Below are 13,132 nucleotides of genomic sequence, written 5' to 3' on the forward strand. Positions count from 1 at the left end.
TTTTTGACCGAAGAACGAGACGCAAGCCCCTGGCTTCAGACACGGGGACAAGTCGGCAGCGGTTTTAACCGCCTTCAGCATTTAACAAATATTAAAGCAAAATTAGTGTATTATGTAGGTTTGTGCTGTATAACTATGTTATGAGCGTTAATTACAAATCAAACAAAAATGTTGTTTACTCGTGTAAATATCATATTGTGTGGTGTCCGAAGTATCGCCGAAAAGTTCTAGTTGAGGGTGTCGATACCCGATTAAAAGAAATACTGTTAGAGGTCGCGACCGAGTTCAACAGCGAATTAATCGAAATGGAAGTAATGTCAGATCACGTTCACCTTTTAATTGAGTGCGATCCTCAATTTGGGATTGCCAAACTGATTCGATACATGAAGGGGCGTTCCTCTCGATATCTTCGCCAAGAATTTCCTTGGCTAAAAAGTCGATTGCCAACTCTATGGACGAATAGTTACTTTATTGCCACCGTTGGCGGTGCGCCAATTTCAGTAATTAAACAGTACATTGAAAATCAAAAAAATGTCTAATTATGGATGCCAGCAAAATCTAATCCGTCCAAGTCGAGAGTTGCGAAGCGTACTATAATTTCTATGCGAAGAGTCGAATAAATTAGCCAACTGCGGGATTTACTACTCTCGGCAGTTGTATTTTAAGACCGGGAAGATTCCCGGCAAGTATGATTTGCACAAATTATTCAAGGAAAACCTTCATTTCAAAGCGCTGTATTCCCATGTTGCTCAACAAACGTTGACCAGCGTTGCAGAATCTTTTAAGTCGTACATTGGGCTATTGAAAGGAATCAAAGGTGGTACGGTAACACAACACCCTAGACTGCCAAAATACCGCAAAAACAGCTTAAAACTTGTAACGTTCCCAAAAGCAGACGTAAAGCTAAAGAATGGCCAGTTAAGATTCCCGTTGGGAAGTAAGGTTAAATTATGGTTGGGAATTGGTGAATTTTATTTGCCGATACCATCTAATTTAGACTACAAGGCAATCAGAGAGATTCGTATTTTGCCGAGAAACGGACAATTTTATGTCTAGTTTGTTTGCCAACTTCAATCAACAATAGTTGAATTAGATTTTGGTAAGGCTCTCGGTATCGATCCAGGATTAAACAATTGGTTGACTTGTGTTTCCAATGTGGGAGCAAGTTTTATCGTAGATGGACGGCACCTCAAATCATTAAACCAATGGTACAACAAGCGAATTGGGTCAATCAAAGAGTACAAACCTCAAGGCTTTTGCTCTAAAAGGTTGGCAAGAATTACCGAAAAACGGAACAGGCAAGTTAGGGATGCCGTCAACAATGCAGCTAAATTGGTATTGAAGCATTGCCTTGAGAACCAAATAGGTACAGTCGTCTTTGGGTGGAACAAAGGGATGCGTCAAGAAATAAATCTTGGCAGCAAGACGAATCAAAACTTTGTTCAGATTCCTACCGCTCGATTGAAAGATATAATTTCTCAGCTTTGCGAACAATATGGTATCCGGTTCATCGAAACTGAAGAAAGTTATACAAGTAAAGCGAGTTTTTTAGATTCGGATGAACTGCCTAAGTTCGGTGAAAAAACTGAAGGTGGAAAGAATCTGGAAAGCGCGTTAATCGTGGATTGTATCGTTCAAAAGATGGAAGCAAAATTAATGCAGATTGTAATGCCGCTGCGAAGTGCGATTCGTTCAGTCGAAACCGAGAAATTGGGGGATGACTGGCTTCTACAGGGTAATCCATGAGGATTGAGTTCGCACTTTAATCCCTTGTAGATGACAACTTCATAACCTTGCAGGTGAGCGTTAGTATCCTAGAAAACGATAAGTCCTGCCCCTCAGACGTAGAGGTGAAAGCATATCTCCCACTGTAGAGACTAGCCATCAATCGGTGAAGCGGAGATAAAAGCGGAAAGAGCCACTAGCCTAAAAGTGGTATCCCGTGAGCAAGTTCCTACGGATAGCAAATGCGAAGTCACTGCCTGAATCACCGTTACGGCGAACCAGCGAAATAAGGCTTTATGCGCTGGTAGTCCCAAAAGGGCATTAGTACAGGGTGGTATGAGAATTTTGCCCGACATACCTACGTTACCCAAAAACTCGGTGAAGAGGTGACATCCTAACGGAACAGACCAATGGTTATGAGGAACGAAGTAACCCACCTGATTACTCTCGAAGAGGTCGAATACTTCGAGCAGTCAGCTAAGACGAAACATCTGGACTTCCAGGTAACAGGTGGTAGAGATTGAGTCAAAAGCCAACGCCTCACTGCAATGGTGAGGATATGCTAACGGACTTACGGTAATACGGATGGTATAGCTACAAGTAGCAATGAATATGTTATGAACACGGTAGAAAAACCGATGTATGAATGGAACGATATCAACTGGCGAAAGCTAGAGCGTAACGTTTTAAATTGCAAAAGCGGATATATCAAGCGTCTAATCGTGGTGATGTCAAGCTAGTACGCAGACTCCAGAAACTGTTGATAAGTTCTTGGGCAGCAAAAGCATTATCGGTTCGTCGGGTAACACAAGATAATCAAGGAAAGAAGACGGCAGGCGTGGACGGTGTTAAATCGCTGACCCCAAAGCAACGTCTCGCACTGATAGATAAAATATCATTGGGTTCAAAGGTTAAGCCAACACGCCGAGTTTGGATACCCAAACCAGGGACAGATGAGGAAAGACCGTTAGGCATACCGACAATGGAAGACCGAGCCTTGCAAGCGTTAGTCAAACTGGTGTTAGAACCAGAATGGGAAGCGCGATTTGAACCTAACTCATACGGGTTCAGACCAGGACGCTCGTGCCACGATGCAATAGGAGCAATATTCAGTGCGGTAAGTCAGAAATCAAAATATGTGCTGGATGCCGATATCAGTAAATGCTTCGACCGCATTAACCATGATGTACTTCTCTCAAAATTAAATACCTATCCTACCCTACGGAGACAAATCCGGGCTTGGTTAAAAGCTGGTGTTATGGATGGAAACAAGCTGTTCCCAACTGATGAAGGGACACCACAGGGCGGGGTGATTTCACCTCTACTTGCCAATGTCGCCTTACATGGGATTGAGGAATTGATTATGGGTTTAGCCCCAAAATTCGAGATGAGAGACTCTCGTGGTCATACTTATGGATTACGAGACAAAATCAAATCGATTTCACTGATACGATATGCGGACGATTTCGTAGTTCTCCATGAGGATGTAGAAGTTGTGAAGCTGTGTAAGGTTGAGATAGAGAAGTGGTTAAGTGACATTGGGTTAGAATTAAAGCCGAGTAAAACAAGATTAGCCCACACCCTGAATAAACTAGATGATGAAAAACCTGGATTTAACTTTCTAGGATTCAACATCAGGCAGTTTCCAGTAGGAAAACACAACTCAAGTAAGGGAACTAGAGGCACTTTATTGGGCTTTAAAACTATTATCAGCCCTAGCAAGGAAAGTCAGAAAAGGCACTACAGAAAAGTTGCGGAAGTAATAAATAAATCGCGTGGGTTAAACCAAGCGACTTTAATAAAAAATCTCAATCCTATCATTAGGGGTTGGTGTAACTACTTCTCAACAGTCGTCAGCAAGAAAATATTTGATAGGCTGTGGCACTTAGTGGTTTGGAAGCTTCTCAAATGGGGTCGCCATCGTCATAGGAACAAGGGCAGAGGATGGACACGCCTTAAATACTTCAAAACCGTAGAAGGCAATAACTGGGTGTTCGCAACCGGAGAGGGTAACAATCCTCTAAAGCTCATACAACATAGTTCCACTGAAATAAAGCGCTATGTAAAAGTAAAAGGGATGGCATCACCCTATGACGGTGACTGGATATATTGGAGTTCAAGAATGGGAGTACACCCAGAAATACCCGTAAGAGTAGCCAAACTACTCAAGCGACAAAAAGGGAAATGCGCTCACTGCGATAACTACTTCAAAGATGGAGATTCGATAGAGGTTGACCACATCGCCCCCAAATCGAAAGGTGGAAAGGAATCGTATGATAATTGGCAGCTACTCCATCGACATTGCCACGACACAAAGACTGCCAATGATGGCAGTCTTGGTAACAAATCTAGCTGCAAAAGTGCTAAACCTAAGCCACCAGTGGAACCAAGCCTTTGGGCTTGGGAAAACGATATGTTGGTAATGACGTACTGATGACAACAGCCGTTTTATTGAGGAGCGGAATGATGGGAAACTATCACGTTCCGTTTTGGAGAGCAGTGGAGGAGGCGACTCCTTCACTGACTTTAATCATCTTGAGAAAAGTATCGGCAAATTTAGGGCTATGCCTTAAAGGAGTCTGTAGAGGCGCTTTGATTGCGCCTTTGAAGGTTCGCATTTGGACTCTTCAAGAATCCCCGCCCTAAAAGGGCTGGGGAGTATCAACGCCCAACTCCCATACCGTAGCTGCTTGTTCCAAAGAATCGGCGATCGCTTGTTTTTGCTGAATGACCGATTTGAGCACGGCTTAATGGGGGTGCCAGTTTCCCCAACAACTCCATTGCTTCGGTTTTTAGCTTTGTTCCCTTTCACCGCACGACCCAGAAACATCACCGCTTGGGGCAGGCAAAGTCTCACCGATTGCGCTGGGAAAGATGAGTCTCACCGCATCTGCCACCGATTGTACGTCCATACCGCTCGGCTGCACCGGCACCACCCCTAAAAAGAGCTTTGGCGGGGCGCTCGGCTGCACCGGCACCACCCCTAAAAAATCTTCAATAGGTTCTATAGTTTGAGGTATCTCCCATCGTACTCATCCAGAGAAGCTCTATGGTTGCTCTACCGGGTATTGCTATTGTCAGCAAAATTTACGAAAGTTCTAATTCTCTGGTATATCGGGGCATCAGCGCCCCTGACGATCGCTCGATCGTCATAAAAATGCTCAAACAAGATTATCCATCTCCTCAAGAATTAATCCGCTACAAACAGGAATATAAAATTACCCGCTCCCTCAACCTGCAAGGAGTGGTCAAGGCATACAGTCAGCAGGACTATCAACGCACACTCATTATTTTCTTAGAAGACTTTGGCGGAGAGTCCCTAGAGCAATGGAGGCACAAGCGTCCACAGAACTTCTGCCCCATGCCCTTATCCACGTTTCTGGGGTTGGCGATCGACCTTACCGATATTTTGGGCAAAATCCATTCCGCCAATATCATTCATAAGGATATCAATCCTGGGAACATCGTTTTCAATCCTGACACAGGCATTGTCAAAATTATTGACTTCGGAATTGCTACCCAATTTAACCGCACAAATCCAACGTTCAAAAGCCCTCATGTTCTAGAAGGAACCCTGGCGTACCTGTCGCCAGAGCAAACTGGACGCATGAATCGATTGCTCGATTACCGCACTGATTTCTACTCATTGGGTGTAACGTTCTATGAACTGCTAACCGGACACCTGCCTTTTCCGACAACAGACATCCTTGAGTTAGTCCACTGTCATATTGCTAAACAGCCACCTCCACCTCATGAACTAAATGCAACGATTCCTAAACCCGTTTCAGATCTTGTTTTAAAACTAATGGCGAAGAATGCAGAGGAACGCTATCAGAGTGCTTGGGGAATCAAAGCAGATTTAGAAATTTGCGCCGATCGATTAAAAAAAATCGGTCAAATTAATAGCTTTCAACTGGGTTTATTAGATGTTTGGGAGCAGTTTCAAATTCCTCAAAAATTGTATGGACGGGATCGAGAAGTTGCAATGTTACTGGAGGCTTTTGAGCGCGTTGCTTCAGAAAAAATCGTCCCAAAAACTCCAGAACAGGTACAAAATAACAACCCAACATTCAAAGTCGAAATGATGTTGGTTTCTGGCTATGCGGGAATTGGAAAATCAGCATTAGTGCAGGAAATTTATAAACCAATCACTCAAAAGCGTGGCTATTTTATTTGGGGTAAATTCGATCAATTTGGGCGAAATATTCCCTACAGTGCGATCGCAGATGCTTTACAAAAATTGGTGCAACAACTGCTAGGTGAACCAGATGAGCAACTTCAACAGTGGCGATCGCGCTTGCTCACTGCCTTGGGCAACAACGGGCAACTCATAATTGATATTGTTCCAGAGATTGAGTTAATAATTGGCAAGCAGCCACTCGTACCGGAAGTTGGAGCAACGGAAGCTCAAAATCGCTTCAATCGAGTTTTTGGGCAGTTCATTCGCGTATTTTGTTCTGAAGAACACCCCCTTGTCATCTTCTTAGATGATTTGCAGTGGATTGACTCTGCAACTCTGAAGTTAATCGAACTGATGATACTTGATGAACAAACGCAATTTTTATTTTTGATTGGAGCCTATCGGGATAACGAAGTAAATCTAACGCATCCACTCGCATTAATGCTAGAGCGATTGCGAAAACAAGGGGTTGTGCTTCAGGAGATTTTTTTAACACCCTTAACGTTAGAACCGCTGAGCCAATTAATTGCCCAAACGCTGCATCAAGATACAGAGCTTGTTCGTCCTTTAGCCCAGTTAGTGTTGCGTAAAACCGAAGGCAATCCCTTCTCTGTGGGAGAATTTTTGCGATCGCTCTACGCTGAAAAACTGTTGAACTTTAACACCGAACAGCGAAATTGGCAATGGAATATTGCTCAGATTGAAGATCAAAATATTACCGATAATGTAGTGGACTTGCTGTTAAGCAAATTGAAGAAACTACCAGGGGTGACACAGCAACTTCTTCAATTAGCCGCCTGCATTGGGTGTGAATTTGATTTAAAAACATTGGCAATCGTATGTAAGCGATCGCCTAAAATCGTTTTTCAGGATCTATTAATAGCAGTACAAACTGGATTCATTCAACCGATCTCTGAATTAGACCGAGACTTGTTAGTTCGGAACTGTAAGTTCTTGCACGATCGCGTACAACAAGCCGCCTACGCCTTAATCGATGAGTCGTGCAAACAAATTGTTCATTTACAAATTGGTCGTAATCTACTCGAAAATATTTTGCCAGAGCAACTATCAGATAGGGTGTTTGAAATTGTCGATCATCTCAATCATGGGATTGAACTTGTAACCGAGCAATCCGAAAAAGATCGAATTGCTTTCTTAAATCTAATTGCAGGTCAGAAAGCCAAAGGAGCGAGCGCCTACAGTGTGGCTAAAAACTATTTAGCTAACGGGAGAGAATGCCTAACAATTTCTAGTTGGCATACCAATTATAACTTGACTTTAGATCTCTATTTAGAAAGTACAAAAATCGCTTATTTGTGTGGTGAGTTTGAGCAGGTAGAATCTTGGGTAAAAATTGTTTTACAAGAAGCAAAAACTGTTCTCGACCTTGTAAGAGTTTACGAAGTCAAAATCCAGACTTACATCGCACAAAACCAGCTATTAAAAGCGATCGAGACGGCATTACAAATTTTGCAGCGATTGGAAATTAGTTTTCCTGAAACACCAACTCAGTCAGATATTCAGCATGAACTTAATGCTATCCAATCCCTTTTAAAGGATAGATCGATCGAAGAATTAATTCACTTGCCGGATATGACTGAACCGAATAAATTGGCAGCGATGCGAATCCTATCAAAGCTCATGATTGCTGCCTATGTTTCTGCACCCCATTTGATGCCTCTGCTGACATCTAAACAAGTGAACTTGTCAATTCAATATGGAAATGCGATCGAGTCTTCTATCGCTTATGCAAGTTTTGGAGTGATTCTTCATGGAATGGTAGGAAACATAGATTTAGGGTATGAGTTTGGACAGCTTGCTTTAAGACTATTATCACAGCCAAATGTTCATTTCCTCAAAGCGCGGACATTGCATCTTGTACATTACTTCATTATGCACCGAAAAAAACATAATAGAAAATCACTAGAACCATTACTAGAAGGGTATCAAAGTGGACTAGAAACGGGAGACTTAGAGTTTTCTTCCTATTGCGCTTACGCTTATTGCTTTCAATCTTTTGCCGTCGGGAAGGAACTTGGGGAACTTGAACAGGAAATAAGGAAATACAGTGAAACGATTCGTCAAAACAAACAAGAAATTGCCCTTACTTGGCTGCAATTACTTCATCAATCTGTTCTAAATTTAATGGGGTGTTCGGTTAATCCAACTCTCTTGATTGGCGAGTCTTGCAATGAGGAAAATAGACTAATACAACAAGGAATAGATGGATTCATAATCTTTTTTTTACATCTGAAAAAAGTTTTTTTATGTTATCTATTTTCTGAGTACGATCGGGCTGTTGAAAACTCTGACCCAGCAAAAATTTATTTAACTCAAGGAAGAACGACACCCCTTGAACCTTTGTACTACCTATATGATTCTCTAGCAAAACTTGCAACATATCCAAAAAGCAGCACTCAGGTGCAATCAGAAATCCTTAAAAACGTTGCCCTTAGCCAAGAAAAACTGAAGCAATGGGCACATTGTGCGCCAATGAATCATTTGCATAAATATCATTTAATCCAAGCAGAAACTGCACGAGTATTGGGTCAGTTGTTTGAAGCAGAAGATTTATACGAACAAGCTATCCAGGGAGCTAAAAAAAATGGATATATCCAAGAAGAGGCGTTAGGTTATGAATTGGCTGCTAAACATTATCTGGCGCGAGGTAGGGAGAAAATCGCGCAAACTTATATGAATGAAGCACATTACTGCTACGAACGCTGGGGGGCAACTGCAAAGGTAAGAGATTTAGAAACTAGATATCCACAACTATTTCCTCAGCAGTCGGGTAGGGCTACCAAACCAATTCGTACAACTTCTGAAACCACTTCTAATAACTCAGACATCGCTTTCGACTTGGCAACGGTGATGAAAGCATCGCAAGCAATTTCCAGTGAAATTGAACTGGAGCAGTTGCTTAATTCTTTGATGCAGATATTAATTGAAAATGCTGGCGCACAAACAGGGTTTTTGATTTTGGAAAAATCAGGAGAATGGCTGATAGAAGCTTCTTGTGAACTAGCTGAGGGTGAGGGTGTTTTTACGACACGAGTGTTGCAATCACTCCCCACTAAAAATTACCTGCCAGAATCTATTATTAATTATGTGATTCGGACGCATGAATATATTATTTTAAATGATGCAAGTTGTGAAGGAGATTTTACAAATGAACCGTATATTCAGAACAATCAAACTCAATCGCTTCTCTGTTTACCACTATTGAATCAAAGTAAACTTGTTGGCGTGTTGTACCTAGAAAATCAATTAGCAACTGGAGCATTTACATCAGAGCGATCGCAAATTTTACATCTATTATCAACTCAAGCAGCCATTGCAATCGAAAACGCTAGGATTTATTCAAAACTCCAAAAAAGCAAAAGCCAAATGACTCAATTTCTGGAAGCAATTCCAGTCGGTGTTGCAGTTGTAGATAAATTGGGTCATCCTTATTACTTCAACCAACGAGCGACTCAGCTATTAGCTAAAGAGATCGATCCTTCTCTGACAGTCAATGATCTTACAGAGGTTTATCAAACTTATCTAGCTGGAACCCATCAAAAATATCCAACTGAGAGAATGCCCATTATCCGAGCGTTAAAGGGCGAACATACTAGAGTTGATGATATAGAAATTCACCACAACAACACCACAATTCCCATTGAGGCATGGGGAACTCCAGTCTTTGATGAACAGGGTAATGTAACTTATGCGATCGCCGCCTTTCAAGACATCACAGAGCGGAAACAAGCAGAACACCTCTTAGCAAATTACAACCGCACTTTGGAACAGCAGGTTGCGGAACGAACAGCGGCCTTACAGCAAAGCGAAGCAGAACTGCGCGCTCACGAACAGGAATTGCGGCTCATTACAGACGCTCTCCCGGTTAGTATTGGTTACATTGATGCCGAGCAACGCCACCGCTTTGTCAACCGTACCTATGAGATTTGGCGCAACTGTAGCCGAGATGAAATTTTAGGCAAGTCGATTCGCGAACTGGTAGATCATACGTCGTATCAAATGATAGAACCATACATCAACCAGGCGCTAAGGGGAGAAACAACCACGTTTGAAGCAGAAATACCTCTGCCAACAGGTAAAAAATACTTGAATGTAACCTTAATTCCTGATTTCGATGCAAATGCTCAAGTCATTGGATTTTATGCTTTAAACACAGACATCAGCGAACAGCGAGACGCTGCACTGCGTGAACGCAAACGTGCCGAAGAAGCCTCAATTTTAGAAGAACGCAACCGTATGGGACGGGAAATTCACGATACATTAGCTCAAGCGTTTACAGGTATTTTGGTTCAAGTTGGTGCAGCAACCCAAGTATTAGAGGATGATGTAGAAGCAACACAGGCACATCTGGAGATGATCGATGAATTGGCACGAATCGGGCTGAATGAGGCTCGTCGCTCAGTCACAGCACTCCGCCCTCAGTTGTTGGAGGAAGGCGATTTATCTAGCGCCCTCAATCGTCTGGTAACGCAAATGAGATCTGCTACCGATGATACTGCTTTGATTTATGAAATTCAGGGTACAGCTTATCCTTTACCCCCCGAAGTGGAGAATAACTTACTGCGAATTGGGCAGGAAGCCTTGACAAATGCTATTAAGTATGCAAAAGCTGACGAAATTCGTCTTGAGTTAGTCTATGGAGATGCACAAACAACATTGTGCATCAAAGACAATGGACAAGGCTTTGGTGTAGGTAATATTCCCTCGGTGGGCGGATTTGGATTATTGGGAATCAGCGAACGAGCAGAGCGAATTGGAGCGCAATTGAGAATAGAAAGCCAACTCGGACAAGGAACAGAAATTATTGTCATCGTCAATCGAGAATGAAAACCATGATCGACCAATCCACTACAATTCGCATTTTAATTGTTGACGATCACTCCATTGTCAGACAAGGATTAGCAACCATCATTAACCGAGATCCAGAAATGACGGTCATTGCTCAAGCAGAAGACGGACAACAGGCGATCGCTTGCTTTACCGAACATCAACCGGATGTGACTTTGATGGATTTACGAATGCCGCAGATGGGAGGAGTGGAAGCTATTACTGCGATTTGTACCCAATTTAAACCTGCCCGAATTATTGTGTTAACTACTTATGATGGCGATGAAGATATCTATCGCGGATTGCAGGCAGGTGCGAAAGGCTATCTGCTCAAGGATGCAAAACCCAACGAACTTCTCAATGCCATTCGCATGGTTAATCGCGGTCAGCAGTACATTCCGCCAGAGGTGGGGGCAAAGCTAGTGCAGCGCATGAGCAACCCAGAACTGAGCGATCGGGAGTTAGAGGTACTCCGTTTAATGGGGCAAGGAATGAGTAATTCAGATATTGCAACTGCTTTAACAATTGGAGAAAGCACTGTCAAATCCCATGTCAATCGAATTCTCAGTAAATTGGGAGTTAGCGATCGCACTCAAGCGGTGATTACTGCGGTCAAACGCGGGATTGTTAGTTTGTAGGCTGTGCTTTCGGTTAACGTTGGATTCCAACTTTAGTTGGAGTTAGTCTTCCATTGTGAGATGGGTTAACTAATCAATCACTTGATTCAATAAAAGTACCAACTGTGAGTGGACGACAAACCAAAGTCAATTTCCTATATTGAATTCATGCAAACACACATAGCAATTTAATTGCAAGATTCAAGTTTGCTGAATACAGATGGCACACAGAGGAATGTAGGCGTAGTCTAACCCAGGTATCACTTGCGGTGAACATACTTCTCATCAGAAACACCTGTTAATTATTTATCCCACCTTCAACCCAGGAGCGCAAACAGAGTTGATAGCAGCAATTATCGCTGCAAATAATGACGTGCTTTGATCCTCAATCGCCCAATTACTAAGAGGTAAAACGATGAACACCGAATTGAGTAAAAGCAAAGTTGCAATTGTCAGCCGGGGCGAAGACCTCAATTGGTTCAATACAACTCCTGGTGAGCAAATGGCTATCCGCGTACACAGCAAAGATGTCAGTGGGGCTTTCACAATCATCGAAGCCCGTGTCCCACCGTTCTCAGGCCCGCCACTCCACTATCACAAAGATCGAGAGGAGATATTTGAAGTCCTCGAAGGCAGATTTCGCTTTCACTGTGCAGGCGAAGAGTTCGAGGCTGGGCCAGGAACATCCGTTGTTGTACCCCGCAACAGCGTGCATGGATGGGTGAACCTCGGATCGGAAGTGGCTCGGTTGCTCTTCACCTTCGTACCCGGTGATATTGACGAATTCTTCCCCCAAATCGGCCAAACGCCGCCCGAAGGTTGGACGGATCTTGCATATCAGTACGACACTTGGATCGTCGGAGCTCCTCTGTCCATCAGTAAATGATGAGTATAGCGCTACGCATTAAAGTTAAGACAATTCTACATCCTGAAACCCTTTCACTGCTTACGAGCCAACAATCACAGGATTCATCATGAAAAAACTCGAAGGAAAAGTGGCGCTTGTTACGGGCGGCAACAGCGGTATCGGGCTGACGACTGCCAAGCACTTTGTCGCTGAAGGCGCGTATGTCTTCATTACAGGTCGTCGCCAAGCTGAACTGGATGCTGCCGTCAATGCGATCGGCAAAAATGTCACGGGGGTGCAGAGTGATGTCTCCAACCTGGCGGATCTCGATCGCCTGTTTGCCACAATTCAGCAAGCGCAAGGAAAGCTCGATATCGTCTTCGCCAATGCTGGTGTTGGTGAATTCGTTCCCCTTGGCTCCATCACAGAAGAACACTTTGATACAACGTTCAATATCAACGTTAAAGGGTTGTTATTTACCGTCCAGAAAGCACTGCCGCTGCTGTCGGAAGGGGCTTCGATTATCTTAAACGCCTCTGTTGCTTCAATGACAGGCATCCCAGCCCTCAGTGTCTACAGCGCGACCAAAGCGGCCGTGCGATCGTTTGCTCGTTCTTGGATACTTGACCTGAAAGACCATCAGATTCGAGTGAATGCCATTAGCCCTGGCGTTGTGCCGACTCCGAGTTACTATCGCCTGGGATTAAGTGACGAGCAGTTTCCAGTCAGTGCTATTCCACTGGGACGAGTTGGTACGACTGATGATATTGCGAAAGCGGTTGTTTTTCTAGCGTCTGATGACAGCAGTTTTGTCAACGGAATTGAACTGTTTGTGGATGGTGGGATGGCGCAGATTTGATGTGCTGTAAGGCGATATCCCCCAGAAGAAGACCGATGTTGAGCAAGAAAACGCAA

Annotated in this window: 8 protein-coding genes; all 8 read left to right on the top strand. The window is 43.4% G+C overall.

The window, feature by feature from the left end:
• The first annotated feature begins 140 nt into the window (after window positions 1-140).
• A complete protein-coding gene (gene tnpA, locus OSC7112_RS12620; RefSeq protein ID WP_015176257.1) occupies window positions 141-539 on the top strand; it encodes an IS200/IS605 family transposase in 399 nt (132 codons plus the stop codon).
• A 598-nt stretch (window positions 540-1,137) separates the two neighbouring features.
• On the top strand, window positions 1,138-1,746 hold the full coding sequence (locus OSC7112_RS40955; RefSeq protein ID WP_263053605.1) for an IS200/IS605 family accessory protein TnpB-related protein: 609 nt from the start codon (window positions 1,138-1,140) through the stop codon (window positions 1,744-1,746).
• Window positions 1,747-2,416: 670 nt separating this feature from the next.
• Entirely contained in the window at window positions 2,417-4,159 is a 1,743-nt protein-coding gene (ltrA, locus tag OSC7112_RS12630; RefSeq protein WP_397318161.1) for a group II intron reverse transcriptase/maturase, read from the top strand.
• Window positions 4,159-4,371: a hypothetical protein gene (locus tag OSC7112_RS39685; protein ID WP_041622506.1), complete on the top strand. Its 213-nt coding sequence runs from the start codon at window positions 4,159-4,161 to the stop codon at window positions 4,369-4,371. The genes ltrA and OSC7112_RS39685 overlap by 1 nt, the downstream gene beginning before the upstream one ends.
• Window positions 4,372-4,774: 403 nt before the next feature.
• The gene (locus tag OSC7112_RS12645; protein WP_015176258.1) at window positions 4,775-10,753 is read left to right on the top strand and encodes an AAA family ATPase; all 5,979 of its coding nucleotides are present in this window, start codon (window positions 4,775-4,777) and stop codon (window positions 10,751-10,753) included.
• 8 nt (window positions 10,754-10,761) lie between these two features.
• Complete coding sequence (locus OSC7112_RS12650; RefSeq protein WP_041623080.1) at window positions 10,762-11,391, top strand: response regulator; 630 nt, start codon at window positions 10,762-10,764, stop codon at window positions 11,389-11,391.
• Window positions 11,392-11,785: 394 nt separating this feature from the next.
• Window positions 11,786-12,256, top strand: a complete 471-nt coding sequence (locus OSC7112_RS12655) for a cupin domain-containing protein (RefSeq protein WP_015176260.1) — start codon at window positions 11,786-11,788, stop codon at window positions 12,254-12,256.
• Window positions 12,257-12,344: 88 nt separating this feature from the next.
• Entirely contained in the window at window positions 12,345-13,076 is a 732-nt protein-coding gene (locus OSC7112_RS12660; protein WP_015176261.1) for a glucose 1-dehydrogenase, read from the top strand.
• The last annotated feature ends 56 nt before the right edge of the window (window positions 13,077-13,132 follow it).

The organism is Oscillatoria nigro-viridis PCC 7112, from assembly GCF_000317475.1.
GTDB lineage: Bacteria > Cyanobacteriota > Cyanobacteriia > Cyanobacteriales > Microcoleaceae > Microcoleus > Microcoleus nigroviridis.